Genomic DNA, 20,303 nt, shown 5'->3' with positions numbered 1-20,303 from the left:
AAAACACCTCATTTTGCAACAGCACCATCAACCGTCATTGTCGGCTGTGTGCCGTCAAAACTATACGTTCCACTTTGAGCAACCAGCGTCTTCTTAATGAAATCGCCACGAACCTCGTACGTACTGTGTACGGAGATTTGTGGCAATAAATAAGACGATGATTCATATAGCTCTTCGCCTGAGTCGGAATCATCTGAATAGGATGGTTCACTTAATAATCCAGACGAGTAGTCCAAAATAATATGAGTTTTTTTGCTCTCTTTAAGATCATCAATCTTAAGCTGATCACGATCGTAAAACATCTTACTTTTGCATCGTTTGACCAATTTATTAATCGCGTCCAATGGCTTACCGGAAACGGTGTAGCCTTTTTTAAACGGTTTATCCTCAGCTAACTTTGTGGATGAAATCTTTATACCTGATTCCTTAGCAATCTTCTTAATCGCAACCGAAGGCTTAACGCCCTTTTTGAAAGACAAGTTACTGTAAAACTTTTTCTTAACGGTATAACGGGTTCGTTTAATTTTGGTTTTACCAGCAATGTGAACATGGCCTTCCTTGTAATGGCCCACTTTTTTGCCATCTTCATCGGAATAGTAATGAATTCGTCGCTTAACCGTTTTGCCTTTTACATTGACCTTAACCCTTTTATAGTGACCGACTTTCTTAGTCTTTTCCTTTTGGATTGACTTGGCAGAAATGTTACTGAAGTCCTGACCGGCGGAGAAAGTAATTGGCACAGTCGTTGTCACACCATCATACTGAATCGGTTCAACCGATTTAATTTTGCCAGCACCAATCAGCATTTTTCCGAAAGCCTCATAAGAAATAAAAAAAGCGATTTGATTTTTCGCTTTTAAATAGTTCCTCATATTTTGACTGGTGTTAATAAACGATGCGTCTGATTCCGGCGGTGTGGCATCCATATTAAAGTTAATATCAAACGTAAACAATAGGTCTGAACCGGGACGCAAATTGTTTTCTAATTCTAGCGTTTTGCCATCAGTTGTTTTTATTGTGCAGTACAGTACTGGAAAACGTAGTAAGTTACTCATCACTATCACTCTCTAAATCAATATCGGTATCGTCGTCTGTGTCAGCATTACTTGTTTCGTTAGTCTCAGCAACCGGCGTATCAAATCCAGCACCGTTAGCTGGTCGATCATCAAACGTTAGCTTTACGGTATCGTTAAAATTATCACCATTAACCTCAGCCTCCTGTCCTGATTCATCCATTGGTACCAGGTCTTCAATCGGATAATCATTAGAATTAAGCGAAGCAAATAATCGTTGATTAATTACAAGCTTCTCACCATTAACTAAGGCGTTGCCCTCATCATCCCACAAACTGGCTGTCAAAAAGTTGGCAAATTTATTTAAATCTATCTCCATGCGGTAGGCACGTCCGCCAAGAACAACATCAAACGGATTGCCATAATCATCCTCACCAACATCTAAGGTATCTAATAACGCCATCTAACCACCTCCTAGGAAACTCTAATTTTTACACCGTACGGTAATACATTAACTGCCGATTTATAAGGATTCATCGAAATCAATTTAGCAATTGTTGTGTTGTGATCATCTGCCAAACTGGCATAAGTTGTCCCAAGTTTAGTCGTGACATACTTCTTAGCTGTCGACTTGTTATGCGTCTTGCTCTTAGTGCCACTGCTGACACTTTTACCACTGGTTTTTAACTCAGACCAGTCAATAAACTGCAAGCCAAGCGTAATGGTTAGAGCCGTCTCATCCTTGTTGTACTCACGGTGAAGCGCTGTAAACAAGCAATGCTTGTAGTAGATGCGTCCTTTATAGGTCATTTCACAGCCTTCAGCTTTCCACTTCAATAGTTGGTTAAAAGCCGTTCGTTGCTGTGCGTCTGTCCCCATAATTCGGGCAGTAATCGAGATATCTTTCTCGGTTTGCTGTGAATGGGTGGCAGTCGGTTCACCTTTGGGTAAGGCGTTCGGTGTAACTTGCACTGTATTATCTTCGGACTCTGGGACTGACGACATAAAGACAATTGCACTGCTCTTGCCATCCGTCCGATAGAGCATCATATGGCCTGTATTAAATTTTGGCTTGTTGTTAGCAATCTTACCAGCTATCTTGTTCTTATTTGCCTGAACTTTGGCAGCAGTAGAACGTTTCGCCAGAGTTGCTTTTTCAGCTTTAACTTTGGCAGCATATTTTTTATGCGCCGCAATATGAGCCTTCTGCGAACCCTTATAGGTCTCAATCATCCGCCCTAGTGTCGCTTTATCACTACCGGAAGCCTTATCATACTTAGCTTGTAAAACTTTAGTCTGTACGCCGATGAGATAGGAACGATTCCCCTCATGTTGAGCGCGCAGACTATTGTTTTTAATTGCACTCTTTAATTGTTTGGTATTCAAATACGTGGTTTTAGCAACCATCATTTAGTACCTCCAAACTGTTCGATAATTTGGCGAGCCATATTCTGTCGTTCGCCTTTGAGAGCCTGTTTAATCATCTTGTCGATTGTTCTTTGATTTAATTCAACACCACTACCAATATTAAACTCAAATTTATCATGCGTTTCAATATGGACAGTTGGTTCAGTTTTAGCAACGTGACGATAACTAGAAGCCGAAAAAGCCGGCTTCTTGATAACTCGTTCGAGTTCTCTCAGCATTTTGCCAACGCTTAAAGAAGCCTTCATCATGTTAGTTGCCATCACCGCAGTATCTTTGGCTGTAAATACTCTACCAGAAACGTTCGGCAAGAAGAGTTCGGCACCTTTTTCGCCAACAATTGAAGCTTTGTTAGTTTGGGGAACACCGCCTCTTGCATAACCTTTAAGAGCCGCTTGAATTTTTCTTGCACCAGCAACGTGTTGAGCTGTATAACCGCCACGTTCCCAGTCGGTTGAGAACTCTGACGCTAATGATGCAACAGACCCGTTTCCACGAAGCACTCTTTTAAGGATTGAACTATTGGCACCATCACCATGTAAGGCAAAATCTATCTGCAACCCAGCATTTTTCCAACTCATATGATGTTTTGCAGCGTATCGTCTTAGAGCTGGTCCACGATCAAGCCATTGCCCAAGTCCAAGAGCTCCAGCCGAATTACTGATACCAGGATTCAAACCACCAGATTCAAATTCCCAGTTCCCTAAAACAGCTTCGATACCCTTCATAGTGGCTGCAGGATAGGCTTTTTTAATTGCAGAAGCTAATGTTTTAGCACGACTTCTAAGGCTACCCGATACTCCCAACGAGCCAATTGAACCGGCTGTTTCATCTTGTAGATGCTTGCCAACCCATTTAAGTTGTGGTGCGAGCTCTTTGGCAACTAGCTTTGATAATGCACTGCTATGCTTGGTGTTAGTTTTCTTATTTCCTTTGGAACTTCCACCCCGTAGCTTGGTAATATCAAACCAGCCATGAGTTGAATCCGGATTGTTTGAAAATGGATTACTCTTAGAAACACCAATATGGACATGAGTACCGGAAGAACCAAGTGCAGCAATTTTCTGACCAGTTTGAACATTTTGACCCATCTTGGCATACAGAGGGGCGCCAGAATTGTTTTTACCATTAAATTCTTGGTAAATAACATAGTAGCCATCACTTGATCTGGTAACTAAACTTTCACCAATACCGTTAACTCCACCCCAACTCGATGGAGCACCACCTTCTCGAATGACTTTACCACCATGAACAGCATGAACAACGCGTCCGCCGGAGAAATCGACACCATCATGAATTGCAAGGCCGCCAGGAGTAGCACCACGATAGCCAAATCCAGACGTTACAGAGAATCCAGAACCGGGATTATGTGCCCAGTTACCACCGGCACCGCTTCCACCACCATTACGAGCATCTTTCATTTGTTTCCAAACTTCATCAGCCCATGGGTTACCATATTTTCCATACGCACCCTTAGTCGTGTTGGTAGCGCCCTTTGATAAGTCTGTCCCATGCAGCTTAATGTTAACGGTCATGTTTTTCTTGAGCCAACCGCTAGGGTCTTTGGCACTTGAGTTAATCAGCTTCTTAAGGAATGCATTAGATACGCCTGAACCTTTGGCATAGTGAGTGATACCACGAGCCTGCGATAGACGTTGCATTTGTGTACCATTCAGAACAGCATCCCCACGCTGTAGCCCAATCACACGATTCTTACCCTGCGGTGCGTATAGACTATTACCACGAATGATACCTTCTTGACGTGGTCCAGACTCGGCATCGTTAACCATAGCAATTTGATCTTCGCTTAATTGGCCGTTCGAGCCCTGAGCATAATGAATCGGATTGATAACGGAATTATTGCCACCGAATTGTCCCAGTGACTTATCGATACCTTTAATCCCGTTATTCAATTGATTAATCGTGTCGGACATTGCTTTATGCGCATAATTGTCCATGCGACCAAGGGCATGACCGAATCCGGTTGCTGTATCGTCAGCCGCATTGGTTACACCCTTGCGAACTTGATTCATCTGACCTTGAACGCCCTTTTGCATGCTGTCAAAGTCTTTAACTGAACTCTTACGAATGTTGTCCGTGTAGTCGCCAGTCTTGTTGTAGATGTTTGACCATTGAGATCGGTTCTGTTTGGACAATTGCGACAACTGAATAACGCTACCCTTCTGAGTAGCGTCATAATCATCAATCGTATTTTTCTTGATCTTCTTGGTTGATTTAGATGTGTCGGAATAGGTTTTCTCCCAAGTCCTTTTGGACTTCTTACTGAACTTGTCAATTGAACCATTTGCTTTTGAAGTTCCTAAACTGGTTGTCCCATTGGCGTAGCCAGGTAGTGATTGACCATAATTCCCAGACAAAACTCTTTTGGTAGCTTGAGCATTCAAAATATGTTCCCCAGGCTTTAAATGTGCCAGTTGTGGCCCATTAACACCTAATAAGCGAGCTTTTCGACCACGAACCGTGTAAGCCAGTTCCAGTCCACCTTCACCAACCAGTGCAGTTTGAGATCGACTGATTTTACCACCGTTCGCATGGACTGGCAAAGTTTGCATTCCAACAGAATTAGTTCTTCTTTGATTTTTTCGAACGGCTGCGGCTAACTGTCGGCTGCTATTTTGAGTTCCTGGACTATAGACTGGTAATGGTAATGTTGCTTCATTTGCGGTTTTTGCATGACTATTGCCACGGTTATGACGTGCGATGGTATTAGTCAAACCGTTTTTCGTTTGCTTTGTTGGTTGTGTTCCGAGCCCCGCTAGTACATTTTCGCGAAGAATAGTTCCCAGTTCTCCGCCGAGTTTACCAGTTGAGGTCACTAGTTCAGCTTCGACGCCAAAGGCCTGAATCCTTGCTTCATTAACAACTTTCTTACGCTGTTTTTCTGCTAATTCCGTGACCTTGTTATATTGCTTTTCAGCAGCATCTTTGGTCTTATTATATTGTCGTTGAGCAAATTTTTTAATTGATTGATATTCACTCGAATGGACCCCATAGGCTTTTTTAGCAGCCTTCACAGTACCCTTATAAGTTGCTGCCGCAGCAGACATTTGCCCATTGTATGATTTCTTAGCGGACGCAACGCTCTCTTTTTCAGCTCGGTTACTGTATTTGATTAAACTGTATGAACTGCTTTGAGAACTATTTTGCAATTTTTGGTAAAGCTGTCGCTGCTTATTAAAGCCTTTACCAGTTATCTTAACAATATCAAAATTAAGTTTAGACACTAGGGCAGCACGATTTCGTCCACCGTTTTGTTCATCATTCTTAATTTTTTGTAAGTCGCGATTGATAATTTGCCGACGACTATTTCCCCAGCGAGCTTCTTCACTGTAACTTTTTTGAGCCGTAGTCGCGCTAATAGCTCCAACCTTCTGCAGGTAACTGATAGACTTGTTACCACTTGCTTGTTGGCGACCGATATATTTATCGACACTATTTTCAAGTTTCCCGTAAACCGAGTTTTGCCTATTATAATCAGAAGTTAAATGTTTCGATTTAGTCAATGTATCATAATTAGTTTTGACCCAATCACGATTAGCTTCCTGAACATATCCAAGTGCTTGCTTGGTCGTTTTTCGAGCATCTTTCGGTAAACTATTTAATGGATTAACTGCCCGTTTATTACCTGTTCGTGTAGAACTATTCTTTTTTGGAGGCCTGTTTGAAAAACTATCTTGAATATGTTTCCCAGCTCTAGAACCCATCCATGAACCAGCTGCTGCGCCTAAGCTTCCACCTATCAGCGTACCAGCAGGCCCTAAGAAACTACCTAATGCGGCGCCACCTTCCATGCCGGCAAGCGTACCACCAAAATTACCAATTTTAGATCCAGCATTGTGCTTATTCATTCCCATTAAGGTTGTTGAAGTTAGTGCGACATCCAACCAAGGTATTTTAGATCCAACCATTTTAGCTCCAGAAATTAGCTTAGACATTCGACCGCCCTCAGCTATTTTAGGAGCTGATTTTTCTACATTAGACGCCGCATTGCCAAATAAACCACTTCGAAAAAGTCCCTTAAGCGAATGTCGCGATTTAGTACCCTTTTCTGAAGGCATGTTCATCGAATTCATTGCAACATCTTCGGCAACATTAGCCTTGGAATTTCCCATTTTCATGTTGCCCATGCCATGACTATCGCTAAGTGCAGCGGCGGCTTTGCCTAACATCTTATAGCTAACGTAGGCAGTCCCGGCAGATGCTGCGATAGCAGTTGCATAACCGGCTACCGTTTTAAGTGGTTTAGGCATCGCGATTAAATCACCAAGTATCTTGTTACCAATCTTAAGAGCTTGAGTAATACCAGGTAGAACTGTTTTAGTGAAGTCCAACCCCATGACGTTCAAATGCTGCTTAAAAACGTCAATTTGATTTTGCCAGGAAGACATATTCTTCTTGGCCAGATCAGCAATGTAACCATTTTTACCGTACTTTGGTGCTTGGGCAACTTGCTTGTTCAACGACTTCATCTGATCAACGTTTTTAGACAAAATCAAAGCAGCTTCTTGCCCAGTTGCACCAAACAACCCATGAAAAACGGCCGCTTTTTGAGTATCCGTCATACCTCTCATATGCCGATTTAACAGCTGAAAAATATTGTCCAAAGACATTAAGTTATTTTTTGAATCACGCAGATCTTTATCATGCAAACCAATTGAATTAAGAGCCGCTTCACCTTGTCCCATTGGCCCCTTACTTGGAGACAATAAAGAGTTAATATCTTTACGTAAGCCAGTCCCGGCAACAGATCCGTCCATACCATTGTTAGAAAGCACACCGATATCAGCAATCGTCCCGGATAATGATTGGTTACCACTATGAGCAGTTGCACCGGCATACCGTAATGCATTACCAATGCCACTAAAATCAGTGGCCGATAGGTCAGCCCCGTAGGCCATTTGATTAAGCACGAGTTTCGAATAGTTGGCCATTTCCTTTCGAGAACTGCCGGCGGCTTTTTTGTAGCCAAACTGTTCGAGGGCCGGTGCACCATAGCCAACTACCGCACTGTACGGATCACCAGAAGCTCGGGCGGCTTGAAGAAAGTATTTATGCGAAGCTAATTCTTGATTCCCCGAATAGCCACGCCGAATGAGTTCTTCGCCACCTTTGGCCATTGCCGTCGGTGAAACCCCATATTGCAAAGCAAATTGGTTGTTTTCTTTTTCCATTGCCCGAGTTTGAGCCTTGGAAGCAGAAGCCGACTCACCACCGGTATGCAGCAAGTTTTGAATGGTCTTGTATCGGTTCTCTAGTTCGGTTGCTTCGTCCGCCGATTTCTTGAAGGCTGCCGCAACGGGAATCATTGCCATTGCAATCGTGTTACCCATATTGGTGAGCCGACTACCAGCGTCCTTTAAACGCCCAAAACTGGTTGTGGTTTTGTCGGTTTCACTGCGCGTGCGTCGTTGGGATTCTGAAACTTTATTCCCTGACTTGTTAGCTGAATTGCCAACCCGTGACAGATGTTCATCAACCTTATTAAGGTTGTCATTCGTCTTTTGAGTAGCTTCGCTATTAGTCGCTCTATTCCACATGCCGGACACTTTGTCCTTGGTTGAATCAGCGGCCCGACCTAAAAGCTTGGTGTGTTTAGCAGCAATGTTCAGAGAGTTACTCCCCTCGTTGCCGGTGCGCTTGGTAGCATCACCAAGCCGGTTCACCGAATCAATGCTTTGATTGATCGAACGATTCATTTGGCTGTAATTACGATCAGCTAAATCACCGGTGCGCTTGATCTCGGTATTAGCTTGAGCCATTCCACGGCTTAAACCGGTAGTATCTCCAGTTTTAGCAAGCTGTTTATTGACAATCGCCCATTTATCAACCAGCTTATCGGTTAGTTCATTAGCTTTAATTAAAGGTGCAAGATCAGCTTCAAAACGAACGCCAATACCTTCATCACGCATTAAATCTCCAGCCATTTTTCTTACACCCCTTTATTTACCAAAAAGACCGGTGTTTACACCACCGGCGGTTACGTTTTGCAATCGCTTGTAGTGCAAATCGGCCAGTTTAATGTAGTACTCCAGCTCTGTTGCGGTTGCTTCTCTTAATTCGTTAATATCGACACCCAGCGCCTCGTTAATGTACCAGTATGTCTCGTCTTCTTGCGCCATCTTCTCTGCTAGAAAAGTATTTGCTTCGCCAAAACTAGTTTTGAAGAAAGGAAACCGTTTCTATATAGAAGTCTCCCAAACCGGTATGGGTATCGAAGTAATCCCAGTTCAAAGTTTGCGGTGAGATCAAGATGTTGCTGGTTTTGTCAAAGACCGCATCCAAGAAGTTACTTTCCCGAATCACACCAGCGGAGCCACGTGAGTCATCAAGAATGGCAACCGCCTGGCGACGGCCAGGAAATTGTTCGGTTACAGAAATTTCTTTTTCGTTCTCTTCATCCACCGAGCCGTCAGGCTTGAGTGGTGCACTTTTGAAAGTGAATTTATGTTGTCGTAAACGAGCCTTTACATCGTTAGTTGCAGTTTTCTTTGTAGTTTCAGTCATGAGAAATTCCTCCATTTATTTTTTAATATTTGTATGTACCCAAAAGGACCACTACCGAAGTAGCAGCCCTTTTTGAGTAACTTAGATTACCGAATAGCCAAGGTTAACACACGTTAATCCCCAATCACGGGCAGTTAAAGTGTTTGAGAATGAACCATCAGGCGCTTTAGTTACCCAACTATGCTTTGATTCAATCATTTCATTATCCGATTTGGCAGTAAATGAGAAGTACTTCGATGCTGCCAGCAAGTCGTTTAGATCTTTCATTTTTGGAGAAGCTTGTGACAAATGCACCGTCACAGTGCCGTGCTTATCGTTGGACTCAGAACCTGTACCAGTTCCTTGAGCATCAATAACCAAGTTGACGTTATCTTCTGCTTGCGTCCAGCTAACCATGTCACCGGCTTGGAACCCGAAAAGAGAAATACCATCGACGATAATTGATACATTTTTAGCATTGTAAATGCTCATCAAACCGCTGTTATCACTGTTATCCATGTTGTATCCCTCCTTAGTTCATTACCGAGCCGTTAATTGTGACAGTATGGATAGCGCCGGAACGGGTATACCAGAATGTCCCGCCGTTATAAGCACGTGCCAAAATGTCAGTTTGTGACTGTTGCTCACGGGTGCTGAAACTAGTATCATAAGCACCTTTGCCGTCAGCGCCGGTTAGAATAATGCCGTTATTCCAGGCGTCATTAAGGACATCCCGAACGATCTGTTCCAGCGTGTCAATTCCCACTTTGTCATAAGAAACTTTGCCATTCTTGGGGTCTTGTAAGCGGGCTTGGATTCGGTTACGCATCTCAACTTTGACCCAAATTTCACCGTGCAGGTTATCGATGTACTCACCGGATAGCGTGAAGCCTTCAGAAGTCTCACCAACGGAACTACCAGTAGTGGTAAAGTACACAATCACATGGGCTTTTTTCATCGCCTGAAATTGCGAGTTGTTGTACTTCTGTGGTGTGATGCCAGCCACATTCTTGAACTTCCAAGTTTGTGAACCAACCGTCATGGATGCAACCGTACCAACTAGACCAGCATCCAATGGTTCATTTGCCGGATGCTGAAGGCCAATCGTGTAATTTTGGGAACCCAAAGTAGCTAACGTGGTGTAATCCTCAACTTGTAGAAGTAGGAATTTACCGGCATTGGTTTCAAACATATTGGCTAATTCAGTTGCCGTATTAGCGTCAAATTTATCAAGCACAGCAAAATACCAGCCGTTCCAGAAGAAATCAGCCAAGGTATCAGATGCCTTGCCTGATGGATATGAAACGATCATGAGGTAATTACCGTGTTCTGTTTGGTCAAAATAACCCTTGGCTTTGGCATATGTGGCTGAAGATTCATCATAGTCAGTCGCTACCTCGTCAAGGGATGTATATTCTTTATAATTGCCACCCGTAACTGATGCAATTGCCCCAGTGGGTGCGGTATAGCCCGTAGCGGCTTGCTCAGTCATAATTAGCAGATTTCCATAACCAACATTGGGTACGGGAATGATTTCTTGAATATTGATAACAACATCAGCAATTTGTGGCACTAACGTAGTTGCCATTATTAATCACGCTCCTTGTTTTCTTTGATATTTGTTTGAGTAATTTGCGGCTTATATTGATCGGCAACCGTGTAGTCGTCGCGAACGATGTAAGTCACTGTAAATAGAAAATTGTAATCTTGGGTTTGATTCGCTAGAACTGTGTTGTCTACCACCGAATCCAGTTTGTAGGGACGCATGTTGGCTTTACTAAACTCAATTAATACGTCAGGACGATAAATCGCCTTACGAACAGCTTCAAGATTATCTTGAGCTTCATAAGGCGATTGGGCGTGCGATTCAATTTGGGCTCCGGTAAAGAACAGTTCATTTTCAACCACGTCAATGGTGGCTAACTGATGTGAGTTAAACGGGACAATGGCAAAGTACGGAAACGGCGGTCGTTTATCATTGCTATTGCCATAGGTGGTTTCTAATCCAGTCGCATCTTTAATCACCGCAATAATGCGATTCATAAAATCCAGATGGCTAAATGTTTGGCTCATCTTTATCACTTACCTTCAATTCATAAATCACGATATCGGAATATCCCTGAAAATCTGTAATTGATTTAATGAGATATTTCATTCCCGTTCGGACATCCACAACCACAGAATCTTTAGGGAAAAACTTGGTACCGACTAGTTCCATGTCAAGATCCAAATCAGTACCAGTATTTCGTTGGTAAGTCATAACAGCAAAAGTCCCAACTGGTACGAGTGCCCATTTGGCTTCAAGGTCAGGCGTTCTATCAGTAATTAACTGATGCGTTTTAAAGCCGCCGCTAGACGCACCCTTATCACCGTCAGCACTATAAATTTGAATTGGCACACCCATTTTCTTGACGATGCTACCCATTTTTAAACGCATATTAGAACTTCCTTACTTCATAGATAATTGATTGAGCTAACCGGCCAGTATCGACCAGGGGATTATCAACACCATGCTTGCGAGCCTTTGTGGCTGGCGCATTGTGAGGCGTTTTCCATCCTATGATTGCTTTTCGAATGTCTGCTACAACGATGTTGCCCATATGATGCATACAACCCTCAGCCGTTTGGCGACTCATGACAATCTCATGGATTTGGTTGCGATATTCTTTAGTCCAAGCATTAAACCGTTTGTCATAAGTCTCAGTAAAGTAATGTCGAGGTGGAATTATGACTTCCTTGACCAAATAGAACATTACTTGCCCCGAATCATCGACCAGAATACCTTTACCATTGCCTCTTGTCCTAAGATGTAAGTTGTCATAATCCTTAGCGCTTTTGCCACGTGGCACGTGTTCACTCGGGATAGTCAGATACTTACTGTTAATCGGCTTGATATGTGCACCAAATTCCAGTACATGGGCAATCATTGCCAAATTTCCGCCTTCCTCTGACAGAACACCTACGAACAACTCCCGATGCATCAGCTTCTTTAGTTCAGGAATGCCTTTTTCCAGATGGTTATAACTCATTGTGGTAACACCGCCAAACTGATACGTGGCATACCGTTGTCACCATATAGCGACCATAAGCGATAATAATCAGCTCCCCAGGTCGTTAGTTGCAGCCACTTTAACCAGTCCTGTGAACCAGCCTTAAAGTAAGTAACCTGAATTGGCCCAACTTTTTCAGCAGAAACTAACGTTGAAGAGGTACCAACAATGTACTTGTGGATGGTTAAATAGCGTTCTGCCATCTCCAGAATATCAGTATCGGTAGTTGAGAAGCCATCATGAGTCACTTTGATATGCGCATCAGAGATGTATTGCTGAATGGTGGCTTCGGCAACATCCTCAAACGTATCAGGAGCCGAGTTTTTAACGGCATCAATAGTCGTGTAATTTGCCATCCAGCTCATCCCCCTTACTTTAGTTTTGCTTTGATAGCATCTACAACGCCTTTACGATTTGCACTGGTGGTTTCGGATTTTAATAGTGCTTCTAAAACACTTTCATCTGAAATCGTTCTAATTGCATTAGTAGCATCCGCAACATTCATGTTTGCCACATCAGGGGTTTCAATTGGCGCAGAGGTCGACACATTGGTTGCTGGTGTAGTCTTAGTGCTTTGTTGAACGTCTTCAATGACTAATTGTCCGTCTGCTACTAGTGGTTTAATGAGCGGATCAGCAAGGGCTTTTTTGACCTTGTTGAAATCTTTTTGAAGCAGGTCATTCAACCCTCGTTTGACCATGACACCATTAATTACTCGGTTAAATTGAGTTTTGTTTTCAACTTTGACCAAAATAGCGCCTCCTAAACATTATCGACACGGTTTACCAAATAAGGGCGACGAAGAATAATGCCGCCTAATCGTTCGTACAAAGCAATCCGGTGAGTCCAGAAGTTGACAATCTCTTCTTGTGAGCGACTCATTGGGTCAGCAATCGCAATCTGAACGGTATCTGGCTGATTATCAAAGATAATCAAAGAATCCTTGCCACCAGCGCCAGCACCCTTAAGTTCAGGAATTGAAACGATGCTTGAGAACCAGCCGTTTGCTTGAACGACTGCCATGATTGAACGTGAATCGTAATCACTGTAGCGACGATTAAGTTCTTCATAAGCATCAGGAGCTAAGCCCAGAACTGGTTTGATATTTGAGAAACCGTTGATCAACGTCAGTGTTTTACGTGCTTTACGAAGCACTTCTACAATGGCTGCAGAATCAGTGATTGCTGAAAATGGGCCATCAGTATTTGTAGTAACCGTACTGTCAGGTGAGTTAAATAATCCGTTAATACCTTTGGTTTGATCACCAAGAAAGCAGATTGAATTTTCTTTCTCAGCGATTGCCCGTGCAGCAGTTGCAATCTTGGTTACATTGGGTGTTAAGCCAGCTAAATGTGCTTGCTTAAGTTCTTCATCCGTCCAAGTAGCACCAACTTCAATCCGAAAGATTGAGCTGTCGACTGGTGTCATATCAGTGTCAACCATCGGGATGTCATTAGAACGTTCTTCCAGAAGTTTTGCTTGACCAAAGCTTCTAGCTACGTAGTAACGATATGATGTTGCGCCTTGAGGGATATCCGTATAAGGCTTAATTAAGCTTCGAGCCAGAAGCGATTGTTGAGGTGCTTGATAGATAGTTTTATCAATCGCCTTCAAATCGCGAGCTTCTAGCATTACATGAGAGTTTGCCATGCTGTTATCATTCCTTTCTATTGAGCCGTAGCTTTACCAACTACTGCATTTCCAACGGTGGCATCACTTACTCGCTGGAGTAGCGTATGGAGCACCTAAATTAAGCTGAACGGGAGCGGTTGATACTTGACCGAAGTCCGTCTTGGAAACAGATGAGGCATTGAATTTGCCATCGTCCAAGAATTGACCGATAACCGTATCACCAGCAGCGGCAGTTTTGAATACACCACCATTACCAACCGTAGCCGGATCGCCAGCTTTTACATCAGCGCTAATCTGAACAGTAACCGCACCAGAACGCATTACCGGAATCTCATCTTTGGCATCCCATTGTTCGACATCTCGTGAATCCCAGCTTTGAATGTAATATCGATTAAGTACCACGCCATAAACACCAGTGCCGTTAGCAGCCGGTGCAATCACGTTGTTAGTCTTAGTTACCGCAATGCCGAATGGAACTACATCGGCTGCATGGTCAGTATTAACAACATAAGGTTGGTTAGTAGCAATTGTTCCGGCACCTAATGGACCAGAGACATAGCCGGTACCTTGAGGAATAAAATTAGGCATTACTTTTCACCTCCGAATTTCTTATCATACAAATCGAGGTTGTTTCCGGGCTTCTTTTCATTGGCGCTATCCTTGTGGAATTCGCCACCAGCGTTATCAAAGCCGGTATTTTCTGCGATGTCCTGCATAGCGTCGAAATAGGTGTTGATATAAATATCATCTTTATCTTTCTCATCGAAGCTATCGTTCAACTTCTTGATCGCATCAACCTTGATCTGCTTATCATCTTTACTCTCAAACTCGTAAGAGTCGCCTAAAACCTTCTTAGCTTTCTTTTCGAGCGCTAAACGGTTCTTTACGGCTTCTTGAATGCTATCAGCGGCATCTTGTTTGGCTTTCTTAGCCTTAGCTTTTTCAGCATCCTTTTCAGCATTGGCTTTAGTAGCTTCACTTTCAGCCTTTTCTTTGTCGTCCTTAGCAGACTTGAGCTTCTTTTCAGTCTCTTCAGCGGTTTCCTTGCTCTGTTTGGCTTGCTCTTTAGCATCGGTAATCTGTTGCTTATAAGCCTTAATCTGAGCTTGAACTTTGTCTGCTGCATCTGATTCAAGCTCAACAGTGTCGCCTGAATCCAGCATTAACTTGGTCATTTGATTCCCTCCATTCGATTTGTGTTTGTCTAAAACCATTTCGGCAGAATCACCAAACAAATTGACATCATGTCCGGCTCTGCCCCGATCAACAATCGCAATGTGGTTGATCTTGATATTCTTTTGTGCCGCATCATATCGCGTTCCTTGGTATTCGCCCGGGTTATCATCAACATTGGCTAAAAAGCCAATAGACAACTCATGTTTGCCGTCTCGAATCTGGTCAAGCGTCTTCTGATCGGCCACCGTCATAGACACCTTCAGATGTCTACCATCACTCTGCGCATCATTGTGCGTCATTCCTACGGCATATTTTTTATAGTTAGCAGGCTTAACTGTTTCGCTGGGATGATCGTTCGTAATGGGCTTTGAGTTAGCAGACTGAACAGTTTCCGGCGAAAAGATATCATCAGGGAGCTTGGCTTCCATCAGTTCAGAGCCGTCAGAAAAGCGATATGGGAACACACCTGGTTTAGCGATTGGACAAGCGGTGATATTCAGAAAACCATCGTCGTCAATCGCCGAATCCATGATTGCCATTCGGTCATATCTGGTAACAGTCTTCAAATCTGCCACCTTCTATTCGCCGAGTGGAACCATGAAGTAACGGTTTGGTGAATAAATAACCTGACCAGGTTGAATCTTACGATACTTGCCAATGCCGTTGTACCAACGCAACTGTTCAGAGCCACGTTCGAAGTGATTGGCAACATCGGCAATTGACTCACCTTCTTGAACTTGGTAAGTTGCATCTTCGTAGTAAGTGCACTGGTTAGGATGGTTCAGCCAGAAATTCTTCTGCTGATTAGTCAACTTCAAGTTGCCATAGTGTGAGGCTACTTGCTGCGCACGTACCGTTGGATCTTCGGAGTATACCTCATCAACTGGAGAAACAGCTGATGAACTAGCCGGTGCTGAATTAGTAGGCGCATCACTTTTAGCTAGAGTACTTGATGCAGAGCTGCTTGGATAAGTGGAAGCAGCGTATGAAGCACTGGAACTGGTTGGTGCTGAACTACTTGATGCAGAACTAACTGAGCTAGTTGTTGCATCACTGCTTGAACTACTGTCTTGTGCCATAATAAAATCCCCTTTTTCTAGTTTTGCTAGGCATCAAAAAAGGCGCTCATTTCTGAACGCCTTATCCCTAGTAATGTGACTATGTGGGCTTGCACCACATTGCGGTCTCTGCCTAGCCACTATTAAATTAATCCTTGTGCTTGATATTCATGAAGTTGGTCGGCAAATACCGGTAATGCAACGCATCGGCATTGGATTGGTTCTCCTGGCACCATGCCATTATCACCGCCAGCAGGGTCGCCATATCTTTGTAAACTTTGGTCAAGCAATTGATGCAAATCACGCACACGGGCGTCTTCCATTGACTGCCAGATATAATAATTGGCACCAGCTTCTTGCTGACGATGTGCGTTGATTTGGCCGAGAATACTTCCAGTCTGATCACGAGCGATTAAATGGGCGTGAGCGCTGGTTGCGTCATCAATTTTGGCAATCTCCTTAGCAATTTCGCCCGTTCCTTGCCCTTTGGTGACGCCATTAAAAACGGTTGATTCTACTTGTTGGGCGTATTGATCATGTAAGGTCGTAATGCGACTAACATTCTCCGCAATCTTGCTTTGCGTATATTGCCTTAAAAACCTGTCTGATGATATCGGGTCAATGGATTGCGGCCCCATTTGAACTTTCAGCCCGTTATAACTCCACTTATCAACGTCTTTAATAAACTCTCTAACCCAAGCTTCTAAAGTAATATCATTAAGTCCGGATTCTAATTGGTTCTCTAAATACTGCATAGCTGCTTTAAGCTGGTCGGCAACACTATCGTTAGTGTCGTCGTCTTGATAAATGGCTGATTGTTTGTAAATCGGGATAATCGTATATCGCCACAATTGGTCAGCTCGTTTAAACCATTGCTTCAGCAAGCTGTCCATGTACTTGTGATAGCGTGTCTCTAATCCAAAGCAGAACCGTGTTGGCACAATGTGCGGTAACAATTCCTTGGGTATTTTGATCAGTTTAGCCATGCCGTCACCTACTTAAATAGCCTCTTAAACCAGTTTTGATGCTTAGCAGTTTCACCGTTGTACTTTTTAACCAGCTCATTCTTCTCACTATCAGTTAGCTGTTCAAAGGGCTTAATATCATCCGCAGAATCGCCCGTGAACGCATTCTGGGCATTATTCTTATCGGTATCCAGGAATGCGTCATGAGCTTCCTCTGGGCTCAAAGCACCACATTGAACTAAGGCTGATAACCCTTGCGCTTTTGCCAGGGATGTTTGTGCATTCGTCTGTGAATCTTGTTCCCAAAGTGGATTGAAGTTAAGCTCCCAGTTGATACTATCTGGATCAACATTGCCTACGTTCTTAGCTCTCAACAATAGTCGAATTAAACGTTCCAGAAATGGTCGTAGAACATTCTCTTGTTGCGACTTGATATAGGAATAGTAGTTCTGCACATCGGTCTGTGTACCAGATACCTTTCCTGACTGTTGACCTAAGAGAACCGTTTTAGGAATGTTAGTCGCTGCCGATAAGTTGTCCCACATAAAGCTAATTAGTGAATCAACGCCAGTCAATTGCGTACCAACTTTGGCAACCTCATCATTCTGACCAATCAAAGCCAGTGATTCGGTAGTAAACTGGTAGTTCATCATACCGGATAATTTAGCCAACTTTTTGGGGTCCGCACTAGCTGTATCAATTGAATTCGATGAATAGGTTTTAAATGATAAATCATTCATAATCTGACCGACTGACCAGTTAGCCGTATCAACCAGCTTCAATGCATCAAAGATTGTTTCAAACAGCGAATGCCCTTGATTGTCGCCCTCATCACGCCCATATTCAGCATGCATGTACCGTGAAGCGTCAATGGTCTTCATTAAGCCATTCTCAGTTTGTGTGTTGTTTTCCAGATCGTAGACTGAATTGCCTACCGTAACTTGGATATTGGCTTCTTTACCATAGGTTGGACTAAATGGCCAAAGGTTAGTAATAATGTTGCCTACAATCCGTCTATCAAACGGTTGAATGTACTGAACGTCTAATAGATTATCAGTGTCAAGTGGCTCTTCTGAATCATCATTTTTCTGACCCTCAATGCCACCGATGGCAATAAATGAATCGCCCCACTTCAGGCGATCACTAAGGAATTTTGCAAAGACGTTCTGACTATTCAAGTCTTTGAGCTTCTGGTTTATTAAATCGTCCAGGTCTTCATTGTCAGAGGTAAACTCCCAGCCATTCCGCGTCATATCGGTTGCAGGCATTGTAATTACCATATGAGCAACGTGGTTATCGTGGTCAAGCTGTTGGATTTGATTATCATCTAGTTCCCGATAACTGCCATGTGGCACAAGATTGCTGTAGCTCTTTGCCGAGGCACTATGATCATCGGCCATACTGTCGACAATTTTTACTTTCTCGTCTAGCGAATCTTTGCTCGCTTGTTTCTTTTTAATGCGTTTGTTTGCCACACTGCGTCACCTCACATTCCATATCTCGCAAATAGATTATTAGACTTCTCCATGTACGTTAGTCCTTGCGTCGTACTATCAACTTCATCGTCGTGGGCTGCGGTTGGGAAGCTCGTTAGCTCAGTAATATAATCGTCAATCTCAGGTCGCCAAGCCGGATGAGGGATGTAGATATTACCGGCCTCGAACTGTGCAGTAACGGCATATGCTCGCACTTCCTTGCCACCTTGCGGTTCAACCGGAATAATGCCACCAATCTCATGCTGAAGCGTGTTGATAATGGCTGGCCCGTTTGCTTTGTCTTCAATAAACTTCCGTGAAGCTTTCGGGTACATCTTGGTTACTCGTCGAATAGCATTCAGCGTTTGTGTAAAGTCCATACGTGCATGTTCACGATGCAATAGATAACGATCAGCACCACGTGCACCCCAGACTTGACCGGCTACATAATCATCATTTTCTTTGCTTTTGAAAGTTGCATCCCAAGATTGTACTTGTGTATCTAAAAAGCGTGGCAAAATCGCCACACTCTCGTCTAATCCTAATTGATGTTTAATTTGTTCGTTTGGTACGTAGTAACGAAGCCAATCCGGTTTAAACACGCCACCGCCTTCAGGGATGGGATTTTGTTGATAAAGCGCCGCCCATGTTCGAGCGCCAACACTCTTCTTCGTTTGTTCAGCCCAGGCTTTGTCATAGCTTAATGGCTTCTGTGGTGCGAGTGTGTCGCCAATTTCACGACCTAATAAATCATCTGATTCAGTACATACTGCCGGCAACTTTAATTCAATCCAAGGTCTCGCTCTCTGTTTCAGCAAACGGCCAATTAAATCATCGTCGCTCCACCTGGTCATAATCACGATACAAGAAGAATCCGCATGCAACCGAGTTGAAAAGGTTGACTGCCATTCTTCCCAGATTTTGTCACGAATTGTTTTTGACATCGCTTCTTGTGCGTTCTTAATCGGGTCGTCAATAATAAGTAGATCAGCGCCACGACCAGTTGCACCAGATAGAATTGAAGTCGAATACATTCCACCAGAATGCCCCTTAACACCCCAATCAGATACAGAACTGGTTTGTTGCGAGAGCTGTAGGCTAAACATTTGCGGGGCGTAAACCATGAATTTATCACGATTCTTACGGCCAAACTTAGTATATAAATCTTCCGAATAGGCCGCCATCATAACTTCCTTATCAGGGTTCTTCATCAAGTAGTAGCTCGGAAATGTTTCAGTAATGCTGGCTGACTTGCCGTGACGTGGTGGCATCTCAACGCATAGAAACAGCTTCTCGCCGTTGATAATCCGTTGTAGATAAGAACAGATCAGTTTAACGTGCGGATAGAGTTTATAGCGATTCTCATGGGACAAAGTAAAGTAATACTCATATTTGCGCCGCGCTAGTGCCAACTCAATGCCATATTCCGCCTGTTCTTTTGGGTTATTTAGGTTCCAAGCCATCTTTATCACCTTCCAGCTTTTCTAAATGCTTAATCAACTCGTCTGTACCCAAGTTGTCAAAAGACGAATCAACGCGACCAGACAACTCAATTTCACGCTTATCGCGCCACTTCTTAGGCTGCCGATTGTTAAGCCACATCTTAATTGCTGCAATGTTTGGCGACTCGTGCTGCACAACATTCTTCAATCGCTTACCGCTAGCACTCACCTTGTCTTCGTAATAGTCGAATCCGGTAGCAAGCTGATAAAGGGCAGCTTCAACCGTTCGATCCGCCATCTCCTTGTTTGCCATGACTGCCTCCGATAAATCTTGATTTTCGTGCATCCACTTATAGAAGGTCGATGGTGCGATGCCTATTTTTTTCGCAATTTCTTCACTGGTCATCCCGTCACGAGCCATAGACGAAATAATCGAAATGCCATCACCAGATAGCCAGTATTTTCGATGTGATTTTCCAGTATTAGCCATTTGTGATTTCACCTCTTGTTTTGAGCAAAATTAGGTATTATCGTTTATTTTCAAACTACAAAAAAGGACCCAC

Annotated in this window: 21 protein-coding genes; all 21 read right to left on the bottom strand. The window is 43.4% G+C overall.

From position 1 onward, the window contains the following. Positions 1–8: 8 nt before the first annotated feature. Complete coding sequence (locus GQR93_RS03005; RefSeq protein ID WP_159298680.1) at positions 9–1,055, bottom strand: hypothetical protein; 1,047 nt, start codon at positions 1,053–1,055, stop codon at positions 9–11. After that, positions 1,048–1,476, bottom strand: a complete 429-nt coding sequence (locus GQR93_RS03000; RefSeq protein ID WP_159298679.1) for a phage baseplate plug family protein — start codon at positions 1,474–1,476, stop codon at positions 1,048–1,050. The genes GQR93_RS03005 and GQR93_RS03000 overlap by 8 nt, the downstream gene beginning before the upstream one ends. An 11-nt stretch (positions 1,477–1,487) precedes the next feature. Next, positions 1,488–2,423, bottom strand: coding sequence for a phage baseplate protein (locus GQR93_RS02995; protein WP_159298678.1), 936 nt, complete (start codon positions 2,421–2,423; stop codon positions 1,488–1,490). Next, positions 2,420–8,383 carry a phage tail tape measure protein gene (locus tag GQR93_RS02990; RefSeq protein WP_159298677.1) on the bottom strand — a complete coding sequence of 1,988 codons (5,964 nt, stop codon included), beginning with the start codon at positions 8,381–8,383 and terminating at the stop codon, positions 2,420–2,422. The genes GQR93_RS02995 and GQR93_RS02990 overlap by 4 nt, the downstream gene beginning before the upstream one ends. A gap of 15 nt (positions 8,384–8,398) precedes the next feature. Then, a complete protein-coding gene (locus GQR93_RS02985) occupies positions 8,399–8,578 on the bottom strand; it encodes a hypothetical protein (RefSeq protein WP_159298676.1) in 180 nt (59 codons plus the stop codon). A gap of 34 nt (positions 8,579–8,612) precedes the next feature. Further along, the gene (locus tag GQR93_RS02980) at positions 8,613–8,963 is read right to left on the bottom strand and encodes a hypothetical protein (RefSeq protein ID WP_013728201.1); all 351 of its coding nucleotides are present in this window, start codon (positions 8,961–8,963) and stop codon (positions 8,613–8,615) included. A gap of 81 nt (positions 8,964–9,044) precedes the next feature. Further along, a complete protein-coding gene (locus GQR93_RS02975; protein WP_149315764.1) occupies positions 9,045–9,461 on the bottom strand; it encodes a phage structural protein in 417 nt (138 codons plus the stop codon). A 13-nt stretch (positions 9,462–9,474) separates the two neighbouring features. Further along, entirely contained in the window at positions 9,475–10,530 is a 1,056-nt protein-coding gene (locus tag GQR93_RS02970) for a DUF3383 family protein (RefSeq protein WP_159298675.1), read from the bottom strand. Between the two features lie 2 nt (positions 10,531–10,532). Then, on the bottom strand, positions 10,533–11,015 hold the full coding sequence (locus GQR93_RS02965) for a phage neck terminator protein (protein WP_159298674.1): 483 nt from the start codon (positions 11,013–11,015) through the stop codon (positions 10,533–10,535). Further along, on the bottom strand, positions 10,999–11,379 hold the full coding sequence (locus GQR93_RS02960) for a hypothetical protein (RefSeq protein WP_159298673.1): 381 nt from the start codon (positions 11,377–11,379) through the stop codon (positions 10,999–11,001). Before GQR93_RS02960 ends, GQR93_RS02965 begins: the two co-directional genes overlap by 17 nt. Position 11,380: 1 nt before the next feature. After that, positions 11,381–11,971, bottom strand: a complete 591-nt coding sequence (locus GQR93_RS02955; protein WP_013728206.1) for a hypothetical protein — start codon at positions 11,969–11,971, stop codon at positions 11,381–11,383. After that, a complete protein-coding gene (locus GQR93_RS02950; protein ID WP_013728207.1) occupies positions 11,968–12,348 on the bottom strand; it encodes a DUF4054 domain-containing protein in 381 nt (126 codons plus the stop codon). Before GQR93_RS02950 ends, GQR93_RS02955 begins: the two co-directional genes overlap by 4 nt. A gap of 14 nt (positions 12,349–12,362) precedes the next feature. After that, positions 12,363–12,743: a hypothetical protein gene (locus GQR93_RS02945; RefSeq protein WP_159298672.1), complete on the bottom strand. Its 381-nt coding sequence runs from the start codon at positions 12,741–12,743 to the stop codon at positions 12,363–12,365. A gap of 11 nt (positions 12,744–12,754) precedes the next feature. Next, positions 12,755–13,642, bottom strand: coding sequence for an encapsulin (locus GQR93_RS02940; RefSeq protein WP_149315771.1), 888 nt, complete (start codon positions 13,640–13,642; stop codon positions 12,755–12,757). Positions 13,643–13,705: 63 nt separating this feature from the next. Then, the gene (locus GQR93_RS02935; protein ID WP_159298671.1) at positions 13,706–14,212 is read right to left on the bottom strand and encodes a structural cement protein Gp24; all 507 of its coding nucleotides are present in this window, start codon (positions 14,210–14,212) and stop codon (positions 13,706–13,708) included. Beyond that, positions 14,212–15,366, bottom strand: a complete 1,155-nt coding sequence (locus tag GQR93_RS02930) for a DUF2213 domain-containing protein (RefSeq protein ID WP_159298670.1) — start codon at positions 15,364–15,366, stop codon at positions 14,212–14,214. Before GQR93_RS02930 ends, GQR93_RS02935 begins: the two co-directional genes overlap by 1 nt. Positions 15,367–15,378: 12 nt before the next feature. Beyond that, positions 15,379–15,879 carry a LysM peptidoglycan-binding domain-containing protein gene (locus GQR93_RS02925; protein WP_159298669.1) on the bottom strand — a complete coding sequence of 167 codons (501 nt, stop codon included), beginning with the start codon at positions 15,877–15,879 and terminating at the stop codon, positions 15,379–15,381. A 122-nt stretch (positions 15,880–16,001) separates the two neighbouring features. Beyond that, positions 16,002–16,844 carry a phage minor head protein gene (locus GQR93_RS02920; RefSeq protein WP_159298668.1) on the bottom strand — a complete coding sequence of 281 codons (843 nt, stop codon included), beginning with the start codon at positions 16,842–16,844 and terminating at the stop codon, positions 16,002–16,004. Positions 16,845–16,852: 8 nt separating this feature from the next. Then, positions 16,853–18,298, bottom strand: coding sequence for an anti-CBASS protein Acb1 family protein (locus tag GQR93_RS02915; protein ID WP_159298667.1), 1,446 nt, complete (start codon positions 18,296–18,298; stop codon positions 16,853–16,855). 11 nt (positions 18,299–18,309) lie between these two features. Continuing rightward, positions 18,310–19,761 carry a phage terminase large subunit gene (gene terL, locus GQR93_RS02910; RefSeq protein ID WP_159298666.1) on the bottom strand — a complete coding sequence of 484 codons (1,452 nt, stop codon included), beginning with the start codon at positions 19,759–19,761 and terminating at the stop codon, positions 18,310–18,312. Next, positions 19,742–20,230: a terminase small subunit-like protein gene (locus GQR93_RS02905; protein WP_159298665.1), complete on the bottom strand. Its 489-nt coding sequence runs from the start codon at positions 20,228–20,230 to the stop codon at positions 19,742–19,744. The genes terL and GQR93_RS02905 overlap by 20 nt, the downstream gene beginning before the upstream one ends. Between the last annotated feature and the right edge of the window lie 73 nt (positions 20,231–20,303).

The organism is Lentilactobacillus hilgardii, from assembly GCF_009832765.1.
In the GTDB taxonomy this organism is placed as follows: domain Bacteria; phylum Bacillota; class Bacilli; order Lactobacillales; family Lactobacillaceae; genus Lentilactobacillus; species Lentilactobacillus hilgardii.
This window is presented reverse-complemented; position numbering and strand designations above follow the sequence as displayed.

Excerpts from the sequence above, each read along its gene's own strand:
- GQR93_RS03005 (WP_159298680.1), bottom strand. The coding sequence starts at position 1,055 with ATGAGTAACTTACTACGTTTTCCAGTACTGTACTGCACAATAAAAACA.
- GQR93_RS03000 (WP_159298679.1), bottom strand. The coding sequence starts at position 1,476 with ATGGCGTTATTAGATACCTTAGATGTTGGTGAGGATGATTATGGCAAT.
- GQR93_RS02995 (WP_159298678.1), bottom strand. The coding sequence starts at position 2,423 with ATGATGGTTGCTAAAACCACGTATTTGAATACCAAACAATTAAAGAGT.
- GQR93_RS02990 (WP_159298677.1), bottom strand. The coding sequence starts at position 8,383 with ATGGCTGGAGATTTAATGCGTGATGAAGGTATTGGCGTTCGTTTTGAA.
- GQR93_RS02985 (WP_159298676.1), bottom strand. The coding sequence starts at position 8,578 with ATGGCGCAAGAAGACGAGACATACTGGTACATTAACGAGGCGCTGGGT.
- GQR93_RS02980 (WP_013728201.1), bottom strand. The coding sequence starts at position 8,963 with ATGACTGAAACTACAAAGAAAACTGCAACTAACGATGTAAAGGCTCGT.
- GQR93_RS02975 (WP_149315764.1), bottom strand. The coding sequence starts at position 9,461 with ATGGATAACAGTGATAACAGCGGTTTGATGAGCATTTACAATGCTAAA.
- GQR93_RS02970 (WP_159298675.1), bottom strand. The coding sequence starts at position 10,530 with ATGGCAACTACGTTAGTGCCACAAATTGCTGATGTTGTTATCAATATT.
- GQR93_RS02965 (WP_159298674.1), bottom strand. The coding sequence starts at position 11,015 with ATGAGCCAAACATTTAGCCATCTGGATTTTATGAATCGCATTATTGCG.
- GQR93_RS02960 (WP_159298673.1), bottom strand. The coding sequence starts at position 11,379 with ATGCGTTTAAAAATGGGTAGCATCGTCAAGAAAATGGGTGTGCCAATT.
- GQR93_RS02955 (WP_013728206.1), bottom strand. The coding sequence starts at position 11,971 with ATGAGTTATAACCATCTGGAAAAAGGCATTCCTGAACTAAAGAAGCTG.
- GQR93_RS02950 (WP_013728207.1), bottom strand. The coding sequence starts at position 12,348 with ATGGCAAATTACACGACTATTGATGCCGTTAAAAACTCGGCTCCTGAT.
- GQR93_RS02940 (WP_149315771.1), bottom strand. The coding sequence starts at position 13,642 with ATGGCAAACTCTCATGTAATGCTAGAAGCTCGCGATTTGAAGGCGATT.
- GQR93_RS02935 (WP_159298671.1), bottom strand. The coding sequence starts at position 14,212 with ATGCCTAATTTTATTCCTCAAGGTACCGGCTATGTCTCTGGTCCATTA.
- GQR93_RS02925 (WP_159298669.1), bottom strand. The coding sequence starts at position 15,879 with ATGGCACAAGACAGTAGTTCAAGCAGTGATGCAACAACTAGCTCAGTT.
- GQR93_RS02920 (WP_159298668.1), bottom strand. The coding sequence starts at position 16,844 with ATGGCTAAACTGATCAAAATACCCAAGGAATTGTTACCGCACATTGTG.
- terL (WP_159298666.1), bottom strand. The coding sequence starts at position 19,761 with ATGGCTTGGAACCTAAATAACCCAAAAGAACAGGCGGAATATGGCATT.
- GQR93_RS02905 (WP_159298665.1), bottom strand. The coding sequence starts at position 20,230 with ATGGCTAATACTGGAAAATCACATCGAAAATACTGGCTATCTGGTGAT.